The following is an 18,195-nucleotide window of genomic DNA, read 5'->3' on the forward strand; positions in this document are numbered from 1 at the left end:
TGACCGGGATCCAGCGCGCCGCGGTCAGGCCCGCCGCGGTCGAGCGGTGCGGGCGTGCCCGCCAGCGAACGGAACAACGGATTGTCGTCCAACAGCGCCGGGGCGTGGCCTACGAAGACCTTCGGCGGCCGGTTCCCCGCGGCGCGGGACACGTTCGTACGGGACACGTTCGCGCTGGACAGGCTCGCACGCAGCGTGGCGAGCAGTGCCGGCTCCGGATAGGCGACCCGGACGAGCTCGTTGCCGGCCGGGTGGCCGTTGCGCCGGTTGACGATGGCCTCACCGACGCCGGCCAGTGCTCCGGCCGCCTCGTTGGTGGTCGACAGCAGCACCCGTGACTCCGAGATCGAGGTACGCAGCGCGATGCGCAGCGCGAACTGCCCGAAGATCGATCCACGTTTACCGGCCGTCGCATCCAGAGCGTCGATACCCGACAGGGTCTGGCTGGCCAGCAGCAGGTGGATCCCGTAGGCGCGCCCCTGGCGCGCCAACACCTCCAGGTGCGAGACCGCCTCCCGCGACACCGCGTCCAGCGGCGTGAGCATCACCTGGAACTCGTCGATCACTATCATGATCCGTGGCCACCCGGTACCGACCTGGGCGGCCCGCAGGCCGCGCAGGTCCCGGGCCCCGACGGCCCGCATGGCGAGGGCCCGGCGTTGCATCAGGGCACGGACGTGGCGCAACACCGCGACCCCGAACTCCCGGTCGCTGTCCATGCCGATCGTGTCCGCATGCGGCAGCACGAACGGGTCGTCACCGCGGGGAGCGAACTGGGCGAACTCCAGCCCCTCCTTGAAGTCGAGCAGGTGAAATCGCAGCTGGTCTGGGCCATAGCGGGCCGCCAGGCCATACACCACATCAAGGAGCAAGGTCGATTTGCCCGCTCCGGCCTGCCCACCGACCAGCGCGTGGACGGTGTCGTCGTCGAACCGCAACGTCACCGGGCCGTCCGGGCCGAACGCCACCGGAACAGCAAGACCGCCGGCGGCGTCAAAGCTCCACAGCGTCTCGGGTAGCAGGGCGCGCGCGTTCGGCGGCCGGGCGGCCTCGTGGGCCGCGGCGGCAGCCACGATCTGGGCCACCGCGGCCACCAGATCGGGGGGCGGGGGTTCATCCAGGTCGCATCGAAGTGGACCCGACAGCGAGCAGCGCCAGCTCGGCCGGTCGCCCTCGGGCCGGCCCGGGTCCCCGGCAGGACGATTCCCGCCGTCGTCGGTCAGCCACAGAGTCTCGGCGTGCGCCAGGGTGTCATGCCCGCGTCGGGCACCGGGGGCGGCGGCGCCCTCCTCCGCCAGGACGATGACGTGCACACCGCATGCAGGACCCTGGGCGGCGACCGCCGCCAGCGCCCGAGCGGCGTCGTCGGCCAGCGACGGCCAGGCCAGCAGTACCAGCAGCCGCCAGGGCTCGGCCCGCGGCAGGCCGGCGGCTTCTCGCTCCCGCAACGAGGCGAACCGGCCGCCGAGCCGGTCGACCGTGATCCGCCCCACCTCCGCGGAAAGCTCCGCGAGCACGCCTTCCAGGCGGGTTCGGGTGGTCAGGGTGGGGCTGGCGACGCCGGCGGCCCGCAGCGGGGCGAAACCTGCAAGCCCGGCCCCCAGCTCATAGGGGTCGTAGACGATGACCCGCACCGACCCGGCCGGCGCCGCCGCGAGCACCCGGGTGAGCAGGCCGCGCACAACGCCGACCCCCTCACCCCGGCGGTCACGGTCCACCACGATGCGCAGGTTGCCGCCGTCGAGCAGGCTGACGGCGAGGGGAACCTCGGCGGCGACTCCGCCGGGCAGCAGCGGTGGGACGATCACTCTCCCCACCCGCCACAGGCCTGGCCGGTAGTGCCGTTCCGCGGCTCCCTGCACGGGTACGCCCGGTGCTGACACTCCCTGCACGGACACTTCCGGTGCGGACACCGGCTCGCCAGGCGTGGGGTGCCCGGCCAGGCCGGCCTGGCGCACCGGCGTCCACGCCGGCGCCGACCACCGTGCGCCGGCGAGAGCGGGCGCCTGCTCACGGGCGATCGAGGCCGCGGCGCTGAGCGCGATGGGCACCCGCTGCGCAGCGCTGGATCCGGTGTGCCAGGCGTCGTCGGGCCAGTGGAGCTGGTCGGTCGGACGCGTACCGGTACCCGCAAGGGGCGCGTCCGGTTCGGGCAGCTCGACCTGGTCGGCCAGTGCCTCCAGCCGATCGGCGAGGCTCAGCGCCTCACCGAGGCATGTCTGGATGCCAGTGACCAGCGTCCGCACTCGCCGAGTGCCCGACACCGCGACCTCCCCGCGATCAAGCAAATGGCACGACGATGGTGGTGTGGCGTCCTGGCCGACCCGTGACCTACCGGTAGAACCAACCTAACGACGAGATCCGACGAAGGCGGGGTTTTCCCTTGACTGGGTGGGCCTGCGCCGATGTGACGCTACCGGACGGGCCGGCGCCTCATGCTCCCCGTCCCCGCGGGTTCGGTCCAGCAACGTGACCACGGTCGGGTAGCCGCGTCGGCCCCCGGGCTTCCCGCTGGTTCAGGCTGAGCTGCGCCGGCCGCGCCGGTTGGCCAGCTCGTCCCCGGGATGACCGACGGCGACGTGCGCCGGGTGCCCGACCGGTCCCGGGCGTTCGGGCCGCTCGGTCGGCAGTTGCGACAGCTGCCCGCGCATGTCCCGCACGGCCCGGCCGACCGCGATCGCGAAGACCCCCTGCCCTCCTTGGACGAGGTCGATGACCTGGTCGTCGGAGGTGCACTCGTACACCGTCGACCCGTCGCTGACCAGGGTGACCCTGGCAAGATCGTCGATCCCGCGGACGCGCAGGCAGTCCACGGCGGCACGGATGTTCTGCAGGGAGACCCCCGCCTCAAGCAGCTTGCGCACGACCCGCAGAACCAGCACATCGCGAAAGGAGTACAGCCGCTGGCTACCCGACCCGGTGGCGCCTCGCACGCTCGGCACGACAAGCCCTGTACGGGCCCAGTAGTCGAGCTGCCGATAGGTGATCCCCGCGGCGGCGCACGCGGTGGGCCCCCGGTAGCCGACATCATCGCCAGGAGGTTGAGGAAGATCATCCGGGAAGAGCTGACCTTGCTCGATCATCGCCGTCCGATCATCGCTGTCGCCATCCGTCCCACCAACCGGCTCCCGGGCTCACCCGGCCCCGCCACAGCATCGCCGTGCGCGGCCGCCGTGGCGGGACCGCAACCTCGACTCGACGGTAAGAGCCCTCGACGGTTGGATCAATGATCAGGATTGACGTGTCCCGCAACCGCATGAAAGCACGCCCAGCCCGAACTATTGAGGATACAACCGCACACGTGCCGCAACGGCTCGCAATGCCGCCTGGTGCTGCCACCTGGTGACGCCGCCCGGTGACGATCCTGATCCACCGCGTGACGGGGAATACACGATCAGGAGCCTGGTGTGTTGAAGTCCTCCGGTGAGATCGTGTCCAGGAACTCTCGGAACTTCTCCAGCTCGCTCTCCTGCTCCTGTTCCTGATCCTCGGGCACGGTGATGCCAGCCTCGGCGAGTACCGACTCCTCGCCGTAGACGGGTACCCCCATCCGCATGGCCAGCGCGATGGCGTCCGACGGCCGGGCCGAGACCTCGACTCCGTTTCCGAACACGAGCGTCGCGAAGAACACTCCGTCCTGGAGATCGTTGATGGTCACCCTCGTGAGTTCCGTCTGCAGGGCCTGCAGCACATCACGCATGAGATCGTGGGTCATCGGACGAGCGGTCGTGATGCCCTCCTGCGCGAACGCGATGGCTGTCGCCTCCACCGCGCCGATCCAGATGGGCAGGTAGCGCTCACCTCCGACCTCCTTCAACAGGACGATCGGCTGCTTCGACGGAAGCTCGACACGAACGCCGACGATGTCCAGCCGATGCACCGATCTACCTCCTCGCACAGGTGAGCAGGACGGGATGATCTGAGCGGAAACTGTAGACGCCCACCGGGTGACAGTATCCCCGTCGCTGGAGTTCGTCAGCGTGCCCGGTGCATCCGGAAAGATCGACTACCGTGGACATCTTCCACCCCACTGTCAACGATAGGTGCCCGCGGGCGAATCGGCCTGCGAAAGACTGATCCACGGACATGCCGAGGTGGCGTCATCAGCTCGGCCCGGCCCGCAACCGTGAGCGCAGCAGGGCGGCGTGCAGCCGAACCAGCAGACCCGCGAGCTCGTCCACGGTGTCCTGCGCGTGCCCGCCGGGACGGTCGCGCTGCCCCCGTAGGGGGGCCGCCACCTGTTCGATCAGTCCCGCTTCCCGATCGGCCGCGACCCGCGAGGAACGCAGGTGACGAGGCTGGACGCCAAAGGCGCTCAGCGCGGCGACCGTGCGTGCGACCGCCAGCGCGTCCCCGTCGAAATAGCTACCGCCGGGGCGGGGCGCGAGCAGCCCGTACTGTTCGAGTTCGACAAGTTGATCGTCACCGATGCCGGTGGCGGCGAGCAGCTCCCGGCGCGACATCCGCACCGTCTCGCCACCATCGACGATCATGTCCAGGACGCGGGGCGGGGGTGGTGCGACCGGACGAGGGCCGGACCGCTCACGCGGGTGCTCGCCGCGGTCGATGGACTCCAGTTCCTCTTTGATCACTCGCAGCGGCAGAAAGCGTTCCCGCTGTGCGCCGAGTATGTAACGGAGTCGACCCACATCATCGGATGAGTACTTGCGATAGTTCGCATTCGTCCGGGCCGGGACCACCAGACCTTCCGCCTCCAAATATCGGATCTTGGACAGCGTCACGTCGGGATAGTCCAGCCTCAGTCGATCGAGTACCTCGCCGATGTTGAACGTCTTCGCGGGGGAGCCACCCGCCGGGGCCCGAGCGGGCATCGGCACGGACGATGTCGTGGCCCGACCGGCGTTCATCGATGGGACCATCGGCTCACTGGGGCCCCCCGCCACCCGTCGCCATGATTGATCCAGTCAGGAACACCAGTCGGAATTTGCCGATCTGGACCTCGTCACCACTGGACAGTTCGGCCGAGTCGATCCGCTCCCGGTTGAGATAGGTGCCGTTGAGGCTACCTACGTCACGAACGGCAAAGCCCTTCGTGTACGGAGACCGATGGAACTCGGCGTGACGGCGCGACACCGTCACATCATCCAGGAAAATATCGCTTTCCGGATGCCGGCCCGCCGTCGTCAGGTCGGCATCCAGCAGGAAGCGGCTGCCCGCGTTGGGCCCTCGCTTGACCACGAGCAAACCTGAACCCGGTGGCAACGCGTCAACGGCGGCGACGGCATCCCGCTCGGTCGACTCGTCGACGTGGTCACCCTCGATACCCGAAAGGGCTGCGGCAAGGTTGAGCGTCGACGTCTGCTCGGCAGGTCGTTCCGGCGCGACGGGCTCACCTGGACGTACCAGTGGAGACCCACACCGCGCGCAGTACAACGCATCAGTCGGGTTCTGCTGTCCGCACCTCGTGCAGAACACGGTCGCGTCTGCTTCCTGCCGGACCGCCGCGGGTGCGGTTGGGTCGGCCGCTCGGGCCACCTGCCTGGGGTGGCGAAAGTTCGATTCCTCCTCGGGGACACCCACCCACCGCGCGGACGGCCCCGAAGCCGGAAGGGTCGACACCGACCGCGACATCCCGGCCTCGTATCGCCTTCCCGGCGCACAATGAGGCTAGTGCATCGGGTCCACTACCGCGCAAAGGGAGTAGGTCAGCTATTCCTGCGTGGCGTGGACCTGAACGCCAGACTACATGTGCGGATCATCACGTTCGCTTCACGTGCTGGGCGTAGGCGCCCGCGTCGAGCAGGGAATCGGTCGTCCCGGCGTCGTCAACGGCCACCTCGACCAGCCAACCCTCACCGTAGGGATCGGAGTTGACCAGCTCCGGAGTGCTGTCGAGCACCTCGTTGCGAGCGATCACCTCCCCGGAGACCGGGGCGTAGACGTCCGAGACGCTCTTGGTCGACTCTACTTCGCCGAACGGCTCACCGGCCTGCACCCGGTCACCGACCGCCGGCAACGTCACAAACACGATGTCCCCGAGCGCTTCCTGTGCAAACGAGGTGATACCCACCCGCACAGTGCCGCTGTTCACCCGGATCCACTCGTGCTCTGTGGTGTACTTCAGATCTTCCGGGTACACTGCGTATCGCCTCCCAGTCGTCGGTTCCGAACCATCGAACAGATCAGTACCGCTTTGCGGAGAGCGAACCGGGTGTCCCGACGGATCCCGGGTCGGGAACCCGATCCGACACATCCGGTTTCCAGCGGTCCTTGCCGGTGACGTCGCCGGTGACGTCACCCGTCACGAACAGGGTGCTCCAGTGGTCCAGGAGATGCTCTGCCGTGGTGGCATCGCGGCCCTCGGCCCACAGATGGGTGACGGCTTCGGCCGGGTCCGGGAGTACCAGGACCCATGAGCCGTCCGGCAGGATCACCCGAACGCCGTCGGTGGTGTCGATGGTGCACCCGCTGTCGGTGTCGACCGCCTCCATCACCCGCCGCATCACCATGCCCTTGGCCGCCCACGGCGTCGGCACGGATCTGCGGAGCACGGACACGGCCGGGATGCGCGCGTCGATCGCGCTCAGGGTCAGCCGGGTCCGGGCGACCAGCGCGGCCAGTCTGACGAACGCGGCCAGGCCGTCGATCGCCGGCGCGAACTCGGGTACCACGAATCCCCCGCGGCCGTCCGCGGCGAACACGACGTTCGGCTCGCTCGCGGCCCGGGTGAGGTCGGCGGCCGACAGTGAGGTGCGCCGGACCGTCAGCCCGTGGAAGCGGGTCACCTGGTCCGCGACCCGGGTGGTGGTCACCGGCAGCGCGACGTGCGCTCCCCGGTTCTCGGCCGCGACAAGGTCGAGGAACACCAGCAGCGCCCGCTCGTCGTCGATCAGGTCGCCGCGTTCATCCACGATCGTGATGCGGTCACCGACGTTGTCGAAACGGACGCCGACGGCAGCCCGCGAGCTGGCGACGAGCGCGCCGAGGCGGTTCAGGGCGCGGCGGCGATCGTCCGGCGTCTGCGCCGGGACGGTCTCGTCCAGCCGGCCGTTGACGGTGAGGACGTCCACCCCGAGCCGGCCCAGCAGGGTGGGCAGGACCAACGAGGTCGCTCCCCCGGCCGGATCGATCACGATTTTGAGGTTGGCTTCGGCCAGGCCGGCGGTGTCCACTCGGTCCAGCAGGTCGCGGGTGTAGATATCGGCGGTACGGGCGGGGAAGCGCAGCTCCCCGATCTCTTCGGGAAAAGCCCGCCGGAATTCCTGGCGGCTGACGACCCGATCGAGCGTGCGCTGCATGGCAAGCGAAAGATCGCTGCCCTCGGAGTCCATGAAGCTGATGTCCACCCGCTCGGTGTCCCCCGGTGTCGTGCGCACCATGATTCCGCCGGCGGCATCGGAGGCGCGGACGTCGAAGCGGGCCACCGGCATCGGCGCGACCTCCAGATCCCGCACGTCCATCGCGCTCGCGGTGAGCGCACTGATCATCGCCCGTTTGAGCGCCCGGGCGGCCCGTGAGCCATCCCGGACCGTGGTCACCGTGGATCCCTTGCGCAGGGTCGTGGCATAGGCGCTGGCGAGGCGGACCACCAGTTCGGGGGTGATCTCGACGTTGATCAGCCCCGACACCCCCCGGGGGCCGAACAGCGAGCGCTGTCCCCGGGATTCCCAGATGACGCTGGTGTTGACCACCGCGCCGGCCTCGATGGTCTTGAACGGGTACACCATGACGTCGTGGGAGACGAACGACTCCTCCTCAAGCACGCACTCGTCGCCGACCACCGCACCCTCCTCGACCCGCGCGGCCCGCAGCACGTCAGTGCTCTTACCGATCACGCAGCCCCGCAGGTTGGTCAGCGACCCGATCAGAGCGTTGTCCTGGACGACGGCCCGGTGCAGGAAGGCGCCCGATTTGACCACGACGTTACTGCCGATGACGGTGAACTCACGCAGCTCGGCACCGGCCTCGATCTTCGTGTAGTCACCGATCACCAGCGGACCGTAGAGCACCGCCTCCGGATGGACGTCGGCGTCCCGTCCGACCCACACCCCCGGCGAGACCTCGAACCCGCCGATCTCCACGTCGACCTTGCCGTTGAGGACATCGGCCTGGGCCCGAAGGAAGCTCGGGATGGTGCCGACATCCTCCCAGTAGCCACCCACGACGTAGCCGAACAGGGGCGCGCCGGCAGCCAGGAGCTGGGGGAAGACGTCCCCCGACCAGTCCACCGACTCTCCGACCGGAACGTGGTCGAGCACCTCCGGTTCCATCACGTAGATGCCGGTGTTGACCGTGTCGGAGAAGACCTGCCCCCAGGTCGGTTTCTCCAGGAAGCGGATGATCCGGCCGCGCTCGGACGTGATGACGATCCCGAACTCCAGGGGATTCGGGACGGCCTTGAGCGCGATCGTGACCAGCGCACCCTGCTTGCGGTGGTAGGCGACCAGCGAGGTCAGGTCGATGTCGGTGAGCGCATCCCCACTGATCACCAGAAACGGATCGTCGCGCAACGCGTCCTGTGCGTTGCGGACGCTGCCGGCCGTCCCCAGCGGTGTGGTCTCGGTCGCGTACGACAGGTGCATACCCAGCTCGTCGCCGTCACCGAAGTAGGTCCGGACGTGGGCCGCGAGGAACTGCACCGTGATCACGGTCTCATCGAAACCGTGCCGTTTGAGCAGCCGCAGCACATGCTCCATGATCGGACGATTGACGACGGGGAGTAGCGGTTTGGGCTGATTGGCGGTCATCGGGCGCAGGCGCCTTCCTTCACCGCCCGCCATCACGACGGCTCTCACCGACCCACCTCCGCGTCTGCCCGGCCGGCCTCGCCGCGGTCGGCTCCGGGCGACACCGGCGGTTCGGTACCGCTGGCCGCCCGCGCAAGCTGGCGGACCTGTACCCAGTAGAGGATCGCGGACCACCAGTACAGAGCGGTACCCCAGATGGCGAACGCCCACCCGAGCGGACGGGAAACGCTGGCGAGCCAGTTGTCGCCCGCTGACAGCAGCAGCAGCGGGAAGGCGTAGAGCAGGTTGAATGTCGCGGCCTTGCCCAGGTAATGCACGGGCAGGGTGGGGCCGTAGCCCAAGCGGCGCAGCACCGGCACGACGCCGGTGATCGCGACGTCCCGGCCGATGAGCAGCGCGGCGAACCACCAGGGAACGATCTCGCGCAGCGTCAGCGCAATGATCGTCGCCAGGATGTACAGGCGGTCCGCCAGCGGGTCGAGGAGAATCCCGAGCCGGCTGGTCTGCCCCAGCGCCCGGGCAAGTTTGCCGTCGAGATAGTCGCTCACGCCGGCGAAGGCGAGTACTGCGAGCGCCGCACCGTCAGCCTTGGGACCCAACGCCAGCCACAGGAACACCGGTACCCCGGCCAGGCGCAGCGCGGAGAGCACGTTCGGGATCGTGAGTACCCGGTCGGACGGATGGATCGCCGTGGTCACCCTCGACACCCCTTCGCACCCGGACCCGCCCGGTCAACCGTTGCAGCCCCCGGCCAACCGCTACAGCACTCGGCCAACGTAGTACGTCGAGCTCCAGATGGGCACCAGCGAGACCGTTCGCCCGGTCTCCGGGGCGCTCCACACGTATCCGTTACCGGCGTAGATCGCGACATGGGTGATATTGCCCGGGGTTCCGAAGAAGATCAGGTCGCCGGGCTGCTTGCCGGCCTGGGGCACTCGCAGCGAGGCGGCGAACTGCTGCTGGGCCGTCCGCGGCAAGGAGCGCCCGAGCTGTTTGAAGACATACTGAACCAGGCCGGAGCAGTCGAACGCGTAGGGCCCCTCGGCCCCGTACACGTACGGCTTGCCCCGCTGCAGCGATGCGAGGTAGACGGCCTTCTCCCCGATGGAGCTGCCCGGGACGACCGTGGGCGCGGTCCCGGCCGCCGGCCCCCCGCGGAACCGCCCCCCGCGGAACCGCCTCCCGGGCCCGTCGGGCTGCGCACCGTCACAGTGGTCGCTCCGGCGAGCGAGGGACGCAGGACGTTCGTACCGTCGAAGACCGCGGTGAGCGTCGTGGTCGACAGCAGCCGGGTACTGATCGTCGCGGTGCCGGTGCTGTCGGTCCGTAGCTGGGCGGTGGTGGTCCACTGCGGGCCGTTGGCCACCGCGATACGGACCCGCTGGTCGGCGACGGGACGTCCGGTCCCGACCTCCATGGCGCGGACGGTGATGACGACGGGTGCGTTCGGCGCGACCGTCGCCTGATCGGCGGCGATCGACATCGTGGTGAAGGTCGGATCCGGATTGCCCAACTTGGCGGCCAGGTCGACGGTGGCGCCCGCGGGAGCGGCCCCGTGGGTGCCACCGCCGATCATCGCGGCGTTGTCGACGGTGGCTGCGGTAGTTGTCATCGGCCCAAGAGTCGCGTTTCCGCCCGGGCCGGGCATCGTCGCGGCGAAGCCCGCCGTCGATGCAGCCAGGGTCCCGGTCGTCACCGCGGCGATCGTGGCGACCCGCCGGGACTGCGGGCCGAGACGGGCATGCCAGGGGTTGGGCTCATGGTCACCGGCGCTCTCGGGCGCCTGGTCACGATGGCGACCACGACCGGCCTGCTCTCCGTCTACGGGGAGCCGGATCACGCCACGTGGATGCAACGCGCGTCCTTCCCGAACGCCTGCGAGGCAGTGTGGCGCCATGCCACGAACCGATGTCGCTGGCACGCCTCAAGGCGCCGGCTGAGGGGGAGAACCCGGCCGACGACCGTCAGGGCTGCGAAACCTCGCTCCTGCCCCCTGGCTGCTCGGAGGGGACATCGGACCGGGGCAGGACTGGGCGTTTCGGTCCGACGCGTGTGTTCGAGGGGGAATGTTGATCTTTGCTGAGGGGGTACACGTGTTGTGTCAAACGATATCGGGTAGCCCGTACGGGTAGGCAATACCCCCAAACCCAACATGTAGCCACATCCAACCAGTGGTCCTATGTAGTCCTTGTGTTGGGCATCGACATGAGGTAGCTACGATCATGACCGCTGCCGGTCCTAACGGCCGCCTCTGGCGTCGATCGGATGTGTCAGGGATGTCGCCGACATGATCGCGAACCTTCTGTGCGACGGCCGGTTCGGCGAGGCTGTAACAGTAAAGTGTGGCGGCATCGGTACCGGCGGGCCCTCGTCCCCACAGTTCCCAGACGTGCATCAGCACCACTTGGCCCGCCGGCACCTGACGCATGCGTTGCGCTTCGCTCATGCCGGCGCACCGCGTCGGCGAACTCGGCGAAGCGTCGGTACTCCTTGGTGACCACGAACGGCGCTTCGGTCGGCGGTTCGTCCTCAGCTCCCGTACCGGGATTCCTCGATCCCGGTGACGCGGCGGTAGTTGCCGGGGGCGAGACCATACTCCCGTTTGAAGGCCTTGGCGAAGGCGAATTCGGACGTGTAGCCGACGCGGTGGGCGACGGCGGACAGCGGCACGTCCTGTTGACGCAGTATCCGGGCCGCGGTGGTCAGACGCCACCGGGTGAGGTAGGTCAGGGGTGGCTCACCGACCAGTGCGGTGAACCGGCGGGTGAACGTGGCGCGGGAGAGTCCGGCCTGCGCACCCAACTGCTGCACCGTCCACGATCGTGCCGGATCCTGGTGCATGCGGTGGAGGCTGGGGCCGATCGCCGGATCGGCGACCGCCCGGCTCCAGCCGGTCGGATGGTCTTCCTGCCAGGCGCGCAGGATGTAGACCAAGAGGGCGTCCACCAGCGAGGAGACGATCGCCTCCGCGCCCGGCTCCTGCTCCTCGACCTCGGTGCCGAGCAGGTCCACCGCCGCGTGCAGCCCGTGCCGGCGCCGGTTCGGCAGGTGCACCAGGTCGGGAAGCGTGGCCAGCAGCGGATGCGGCCGGCGCTGTTCAAGCCGGTAGGCACCCGACAGCAGGACCGTCTGCGCTCCGGCCGCTGCCCCGGCCACGTGCTGGTGACCGATCCGTTTGGCGTGCCACTCGCGGTCCAGGCGGAAGGTGACAGCGGGGGTGGTCGGGGCGTCGGCAAGCGTGTGCTCCTGGCCGCTGGCCAGCAGCACCACGTCACCTGACCGCAGCGCCCGCGGCGGCTCGTCGGCGCTCGACAGCCAGCACGTGCCCTGCAGGATGACGTGGAACCCGAACCCTTGGTTGCCCCCGAACCGCAGCCCCCAGGGGGCGTGTGCCCGGGTACGCGCGCACAGGGTCGGCCCGGTCTCCAGGGCCGCGAGCACGTCCGTGAGCACATCCATCCGCTGATCATATCCCGACGAGACTTGTTCTGAGCCGATCAGACATGTTTTCGGCGTTCATGGACATTGTCCGTCGTGCGACCGGATTCATACAGTCGAGTTCACGGACGGAGGGAGATCCAATATGAACGTTCTGGTCAGCGACCTGCTGGCCAACCTGCCCGGCATCCGCCGGGTGGTCGCCATCTCCGACATCGGCGCCGCGGTGACCGTGGGTCGTACCTCGCCGAACCTGGAGGTGGAGCGGGCGGTGCAGGGGACCGTGCTGCGGCCCGACTGCTTCCAGCAGGACTTCACCGAGAGCCCGCTGGTCACCATCGACAACTGCCCCGTCACCGACGCCGTGGAGAAGATCACCGGCCGTCCGGCCCGATCCTTCGCCGCGTTCCTGGCCGCCACCGCCGCGACGGACATCTGAGGATACGAGATCTGCTCCCCGTACCCATCCCGATGAAGAGGATTGAACAGTCATGGACCTGCAGTTGCAGGGTAAGCGGGCGCTGGTCACCGGCAGTTCCAGCGGCATCGGCCGAGCCATCGCGCTGGGCCTGGCCCGGGAAGGGGTCGCCGTCGTCGTGCACGGCCGAGACGCCGGACGGGCGCAGGCCACCGCGGACGCCGTCGTCACCGCCGGTGGCACGGCGGCGGTGGTGCTGGGCGACCTGTCCGACGATGCCGCCGCGGCGCAGGCCGCAGCCGATGCCACCGCTGCCTTCGGTGGCATCGACATCCTGGTCAACAACGCCGGTACGGCACAAGACGCCGGCTGGACCGGGGCAACTCCCGCCAACTGGCTCACCCTGTACGACACCAACGTCGTCTCCGCCGTACGCCTGATCCGGGCACTGACACCGCAGATGCGGGACAGCACATGGGGCCGCGTCATCCAGATTGGCAGCGCAGCCAACCCCAATCCGCTGCCTACCCGGGCCGCCTACAGCGCCGCCAAAGCGGCGCTGGCCAACCTCACGGTGAGCCTGGCCAAGGAACTCGCCGGCACCGGGATCACCGCGAACACCATCAGCCCCGGCCCGACGCTGACTGACGGGTTCCGGGAATTCGCCCGGAACTTCGCCAAGAACCACGGACTCGACGACGTCGAGGCGGCCACCCGCACGCTGATCGACGGCCCGCTGGCCAGCCCCGCCGCCCGGCTGGCCGGCCCGGAGGAGATCGCTGCCCTGGTCGCCATCGTCGCCAGCCCGCTCGGCGCCTCCATCAACGGTGCCAACCTCCGTATCGACGGCGGATTCACCCCCACCGTCAACTGACCCACCGTCAACTGACCCACCGTCAACCAAGCCGAGGACCGGCCACCCGACATGACCAGCCCCCGATGAACAGTGAGGTCTGACATGGACAACGAAGGACAACACATCCGGATCGAACCGTTGCCGAACCCCGGACACCTGCGCATCGACCTCGACGGTGTCACCATCGCCGAGTCGAGCGGTCCCCGGCTCCTCCTCGAAACCGGTGCACCGGTGCGTTACTACCTACCCAAGGCGCACGTACGGATGGAACTGCTCGAACCGAGCGACACGATCACCCACTGCCCACACAAGGGCACCGCCGAGTACTGGTCGGTACGGGTCAACGGTCAGCTGTACCGGGACCATGCGTGGTCGTACCCGGCGCCACTGCCCGACGGTCAGCCGATTGCCGGCCTCATCGCCTTCCGCAGGACGGATACGTATGTCGACGGCGTTCTGCAACAGGGGCGCTGACACGGGGTACCGGGCACCGCGGGGCGGCCCCCGGCCGGCGGTCGAACGGCTGCTGACCCGTCAGGACGTCCCGCTGCGGGAGAAGACCCTGTGGCGGATGCTGTACGAGACCGCGGGCCGGGCCGCGGAGATCCTCGCGGACGCGGTCGGACATGCGGCGAAGACCCGGTCACTGATCCCGGCCGAACGCGCTCCTGGCGCGCTGTCGGACGATCGTTAATGACGATCTTTCGAGCTTTGTGTGCCGAAACGGCCGTTGTTGATCGCACAAAGCTCGAAAGATCGTCGCTCGAAAGATCGTTTCGATTTAGAGCAGTGACCGCAGGACGTAGGGCAGGATGCCGCCGTTGCGGTAGTACTCGGCCTCCCCCGGCGTGTCGATGCGGACGACTGCGTCGAACCGCTTGTCGTCGGCCTGGACGAGCAGCGTCGGGGTCTTCTCGTCGACGCCGGCGAGCCCGACGATGGTGAACGTCTCCTCGCCGGTCAGGCCGAGCGACGCCGCGGACTGCCCGGTCGGGAACTGCAGCGGCAGGACGCCCATCCCGATCAGGTTGGAGCGGTGGATCCGCTCGTAGGACTCGGCGATGACCGCTCGGACGCCGAGCAGGGCCGTACCCTTGGCCGCCCAGTCACGCGACGAACCCGAACCGTACTCCTTGCCGGCGAGGACCACCAGTGGCACTCCGTCGGCGGCGTACTTCTGCGCCGCGTCGTAGATCGCCAGCTGCTCGCCGTCGGGCAGGTGCCGGGTGACCCCGCCCTCGGTGCCGGGAGCCAGCATGTTGCGCAGCCGGATGTTGGCGAACGTCCCGCGGATCATCACCTCGTGGTTGCCGCGCCGGGACCCGTAGGAGTTGAAGTCCGTCGGCTCCACCCCGTGCTCCACGAGGTAGCGGCCCGCGGGTGACTCCCGCTTGATGGATCCGGCGGGCGAGATGTGGTCGGTGGTCACCGAGTCGCCGAGCAGCGCCAGCACGCGGGCGCCGACGATGTCCGGGCGCGGCGCCGGCGTCGCCGCCATCCCCTCGAAGTACGGTGGGTGGCGCACGTAGGTCGAGTCAGGTGCCCAGTGAAACGTCTGGGACACCTCGCCTCCGTCACCGGTCGGCAGCGACTGCCACTGCTTGTCGCCAGACAGGTCGCCGTAGTCCTCGGTGAACATCTCCGAGCGGATCGCGTCGCCGACCACCGCGGCCACCTCGGCCTCGCTCGGCCAGATGTCGCGCAGGTAGACCGGGTTGCCCGCCGTGTCGGTGCCCAGCGGGTCGTTGACCAGGTCGATGTCCATCGTGCCGGCGAGGGCGTAGGCCACGACCAGCGGCGGGGACGCCAGGTAGTTCATCTTGACGTCCGGGTTGATCCGACCCTCGAAGTTACGGTTACCCGACAGCACGCTGACCACCGCCAGGTCGCCGGCGTTCACCCCCTGGCTGATCTCCTCCTGGAGGGGGCCGGAGTTGCCGATGCAGGTGGTGCACCCGTAGCCGACCAGGTTGAACCCGAGCTTGTCCAGGTAGGGGGTGAGCCCGGCGCGCTCGTAGTAGTCCATGACGACCTTGGAACCCGGGGCCAGGGTGGTCTTGACCCAGGGCTTGCGGGTCAGGCCCCGGTCGACGGCGTTGCGGGCGAGGATGGCCGCGCCCACCATCACCTGCGGGTTGGACGTGTTCGTGCACGAGGTGATGGCCGCGATCGCGACCGCGCCGTGGTCGAGTGAGAAGCTGGTGCCGTCCGCGAGGGTCACCGGGGTCGGGTTGGACGGGCGTCCTTCGAGATCACCAGAAGTACCCGCAGCTGCCTTTGCCGGACCGGCATAGTCGGCGAGCGCGGTGCGGAACGCAGCCTTGGCGGTGCGCAGGGGGACCCGGTCCTGCGGGCGCTTCGGGCCGGCCAGCGACGGCTCGATCGTGGAGAGATCGAGGGTGAGGGTGGTCGTGTAGACCGGCTCGCGACTCGGGTCGTGCCAGAGGCCCTGCTCCTTGGTGTACGCCTCGACGAGGTCGACCTGCTCGCTGGGACGGCCGGTCAGCCGCAGGTAGGCCAGGGTCTCCGCATCCACTGGGAAGATGGCGCAGGTCGAGCCGTACTCGGGGCTCATGTTGCCGATCGTGGCCCGGTTGGCCAGCGGGACGTTGCCCACGCCCTCGCCGTAGAACTCGACGAAACGGCCCACGACACCGTGCGTACGCAGCATCTCGGTAATGGTGAGGACGAGGTCGGTCGCGGTGGTTCCAGGCGGCAGCTCACCGGTGAGCTTGAACCCGACGACCGTCGGGATGAGCATGCTCACCGGCTGGCCGAGCATGGCGGCCTCCGCCTCGATGCCGCCGACACCCCAGCCGAGCACGCCCAGACCGTTGATCATGGTGGTGTGGCTGTCCGTGCCGACCAGGGTGTCGGGGTAGGCGAGCACGCCGTCGGCGGTCGTCCGGGTGAAGATCACCCGGGCGAGGTACTCCAGGTTGACCTGGTGGACGATCCCGGTGTTCGGGGGGACGACCGTGAAGTTGTCGAACGCGGCCTGGCCCCACCGCAGGAACTGGTAGCGCTCGCGGTTGCGGGCGAACTCCAGCTCGGTGTTGAGGGCGAAGGCGTCAGCCCGGCCGAAGACGTCCGCGATGATCGAGTGGTCGATCACCAGCTCCGCCGGCGCCAGCGGGTTGATCTTTGTCGGATCACCGCCGAGAGCGGCCATGGCCTCGCGCATGGCGGCGAGGTCGACCACGCACGGCACCCCGGTGAAATCCTGCATGATCACGCGGGCCGGCGTGAACTGGATCTCCTGGCTCGGCGTGGCGGCCGGATCCCAGGACGCGAGCGCGGTGACGTGGTCGGCGGTGATGTTGGCGCCGTCCTCGGTCCGCAGCAGGTTCTCCAGCAGGATGCGCAGACTGTACGGCAACCGGTCAGCTCCGGAAACCGCGTCCAGCCGACGGATTGTATACCTACGGTCACCCACCTTGAGATGACCTGTGCTGCCGAAGCTGTCCATATCTCCTCCTCGCCGCGTTCCCTCGCGGACCATCCTGGTGTTCGTTCCAGGAATTACCCGACCCGCCAGGGCCGGGACCAGTAATATCCTATTTACTTAGTATTGCTAAGGATATACCAGAAGATCAGTCGCCGTGCGCGAGGCTCCCGAAGTGTGGCGACAGGCCGGCGCCACCCCGAATGCTCCATATAACTGAGAGTGACCGTCACGTAATCGCTCAGGCGTTCTCAAGGAGATCCGGCGAGACGCTCGCCTCGGTGTTCGGCAACCCGAGCGCATGCGCCCTCTTATCGGCCAACGCCAGCAGCCGCCGGATGCGACCGGCGACCGCATCCTTGGTCAGCGGCGGCTCCGCGAGCGCACCCAGCTCCTCCAGGGATGCCTGGGCATGCTCAAGGCGCAGCCGTCCGGCCGCGAGCAGATGCCCGGGTGCGTCATCTCCCAGGATCCTCAACGCCGCCTGGACCCGGGCGCCGGCCGCGACCGCCGCGCGCGCCGAACGGCGCAGGTTGGCGTCGTCGAAATTCGCCAGCCGGTTCGCGGTCGCCCGCACCTCGCGGCGCATCCGCCGATCCTCCCAGGCCAGCAGGCTGTCATGCGCGCCGATCTTCGTCAGCAGCACGCTGATCGCGTCGCCATCGCGGATCACCACCCGGTCCACCCCGCGCACCTCGCGGCTCTTGGCCGCGACACCGAGCCGACGGGCCGCGCCGACCAGCGCGAGCGCAGCCTCCGGCCCCGGCGAAGTGATCTCCAGGGAGCATGAGCGGCCTGGCTCGGTCAGTGAGCCATGGGCCAGGAACGCCCCACGCCACGCAGCCGCAGCATCACAGGAAGCACCCGTCACCACTTGTGGTGGCAACCCTCGCACCGGGCGACCCCGCTGGTCGAGCAGTCCGGTCGACCGCGCCAGCTGCTCGCCGTCACGCTCCACCCGGACGATGTACCGCACGGAACGGCGCAGCCCACCCGCGGCGAGCACCGCGATGCCCGACGGGAAGCCGAACACCTCTGCGATCTCGCGGCGCAGCCGCCGAGCGGTGGCACCCGCGTCGAGTTCGGCCTCGACGACGATACGGCCACGCACAATGTGCAGCCCGCCACCGAAGCGCAACAGCGCGGCCATTTCCGCCCTGCGACAACATGGCTTCGCCACCCGCAACCGGCTGAGCTCGTCCTTGACGGTGGCGGTCATTGCGGCCACACGAATCATTCCTCACCTTCATGAGCGGAGACGGCACCTTCATGAGCGGGGAAGACACCTTCACGGGCGGACCCGGCGGTCGCGGCGTTGCGGCGCACAGCA

The 18,195-nt window shown here is 68.9% G+C and carries 16 protein-coding genes and 1 pseudogene; 5 read left to right on the forward strand and 12 right to left on the reverse strand.

The window, feature by feature from the left end; translation table 11 throughout:
- The 9 genes from U9980_RS02405 to U9980_RS02445 all read right to left on the reverse strand — a co-directional run.
- Positions 1-2,264, reverse strand: a 2,264-nt coding sequence (locus U9980_RS02405; protein ID WP_322766484.1) for an FtsK/SpoIIIE domain-containing protein, incomplete at its 3' end; no start/stop codon positions are given.
- A gap of 252 nt (positions 2,265-2,516) precedes the next feature.
- The gene (locus tag U9980_RS02410; RefSeq protein WP_322750285.1) at positions 2,517-3,083 is read right to left on the reverse strand and encodes a MerR family transcriptional regulator; all 567 of its coding nucleotides are present in this window, start codon (positions 3,081-3,083) and stop codon (positions 2,517-2,519) included.
- A 311-nt stretch (positions 3,084-3,394) separates the two neighbouring features.
- Positions 3,395-3,880 carry a bifunctional nuclease family protein gene (locus U9980_RS02415; protein WP_322750286.1) on the reverse strand — a complete coding sequence of 162 codons (486 nt, stop codon included), beginning with the start codon at positions 3,878-3,880 and terminating at the stop codon, positions 3,395-3,397.
- A gap of 223 nt (positions 3,881-4,103) precedes the next feature.
- Positions 4,104-4,868 carry a MerR family transcriptional regulator gene (locus tag U9980_RS02420; RefSeq protein WP_322766485.1) on the reverse strand — a complete coding sequence of 255 codons (765 nt, stop codon included), beginning with the start codon at positions 4,866-4,868 and terminating at the stop codon, positions 4,104-4,106.
- A 16-nt stretch (positions 4,869-4,884) separates the two neighbouring features.
- Complete coding sequence (locus U9980_RS02425; protein ID WP_322750289.1) at positions 4,885-5,436, reverse strand: FHA domain-containing protein; 552 nt, start codon at positions 5,434-5,436, stop codon at positions 4,885-4,887.
- A gap of 283 nt (positions 5,437-5,719) precedes the next feature.
- Complete coding sequence (gene gcvH, locus U9980_RS02430; RefSeq protein WP_322752496.1) at positions 5,720-6,100, reverse strand: glycine cleavage system protein GcvH; 381 nt, start codon at positions 6,098-6,100, stop codon at positions 5,720-5,722.
- 43 nt (positions 6,101-6,143) lie between these two features.
- A complete protein-coding gene (locus U9980_RS02435; RefSeq protein WP_322766504.1) occupies positions 6,144-8,741 on the reverse strand; it encodes a mannose-1-phosphate guanyltransferase in 2,598 nt (865 codons plus the stop codon).
- 11 nt (positions 8,742-8,752) lie between these two features.
- Positions 8,753-9,406 (reverse strand): CDP-alcohol phosphatidyltransferase family protein, encoded by a 654-nt coding sequence (locus U9980_RS02440; protein WP_322766486.1) that lies wholly within the window; start codon positions 9,404-9,406, stop codon positions 8,753-8,755.
- Between the two features lie 60 nt (positions 9,407-9,466).
- Complete coding sequence (locus U9980_RS02445) at positions 9,467-9,763, reverse strand: C40 family peptidase (protein WP_322766487.1); 297 nt, start codon at positions 9,761-9,763, stop codon at positions 9,467-9,469.
- 210 nt (positions 9,764-9,973) lie between these two features.
- Here U9980_RS02445 and U9980_RS02450 point away from each other — a divergent pair, with 210 nt between their 5' ends.
- Entirely contained in the window at positions 9,974-10,174 is a 201-nt protein-coding gene (locus U9980_RS02450; protein ID WP_322766488.1) for a hypothetical protein, read from the forward strand.
- A gap of 1,063 nt (positions 10,175-11,237) precedes the next feature.
- Here the strand turns inward: U9980_RS02450 and U9980_RS02455 are convergent.
- Positions 11,238-12,167, reverse strand: a complete 930-nt coding sequence (locus U9980_RS02455; protein WP_322752502.1) for an AraC family transcriptional regulator — start codon at positions 12,165-12,167, stop codon at positions 11,238-11,240.
- A 124-nt stretch (positions 12,168-12,291) separates the two neighbouring features.
- On the opposite strand from U9980_RS02455, the gene U9980_RS02460 reads away from it, so the two are divergent.
- The 4 genes and pseudogenes from U9980_RS02460 to U9980_RS28375 form a co-directional block, all read left to right on the forward strand.
- A complete protein-coding gene (locus U9980_RS02460; RefSeq protein ID WP_322766489.1) occupies positions 12,292-12,585 on the forward strand; it encodes a hypothetical protein in 294 nt (97 codons plus the stop codon).
- A 52-nt stretch (positions 12,586-12,637) separates the two neighbouring features.
- Positions 12,638-13,438, forward strand: a complete 801-nt coding sequence (locus U9980_RS02465) for an SDR family NAD(P)-dependent oxidoreductase (RefSeq protein WP_322766490.1) — start codon at positions 12,638-12,640, stop codon at positions 13,436-13,438.
- Positions 13,439-13,522: 84 nt separating this feature from the next.
- Positions 13,523-13,894 (forward strand): DUF427 domain-containing protein, encoded by a 372-nt coding sequence (locus U9980_RS02470; protein ID WP_322752504.1) that lies wholly within the window; start codon positions 13,523-13,525, stop codon positions 13,892-13,894.
- A 37-nt stretch (positions 13,895-13,931) separates the two neighbouring features.
- A pseudogene (locus tag U9980_RS28375) lies at positions 13,932-14,033 on the forward strand (site-specific integrase); the annotation flags it as partial.
- A 168-nt stretch (positions 14,034-14,201) separates the two neighbouring features.
- On the opposite strand, the gene acnA reads toward U9980_RS28375, so the two are convergent.
- The gene (acnA, locus tag U9980_RS02480; RefSeq protein WP_322766492.1) at positions 14,202-16,889 is read right to left on the reverse strand and encodes an aconitate hydratase AcnA; all 2,688 of its coding nucleotides are present in this window, start codon (positions 16,887-16,889) and stop codon (positions 14,202-14,204) included.
- 217 nt (positions 16,890-17,106) lie between these two features.
- Entirely contained in the window at positions 17,107-18,102 is a 996-nt protein-coding gene (whiA, locus tag U9980_RS02485; RefSeq protein WP_322752507.1) for a DNA-binding protein WhiA, read from the reverse strand.
- Between the last annotated feature and the right edge of the window lie 93 nt (positions 18,103-18,195).

Source organism: Protofrankia sp. Cr1, assembly GCF_963555865.1.
In the GTDB taxonomy this organism is placed as follows: Bacteria; Actinomycetota; Actinomycetes; order Frankiales; family Frankiaceae; genus Protofrankia.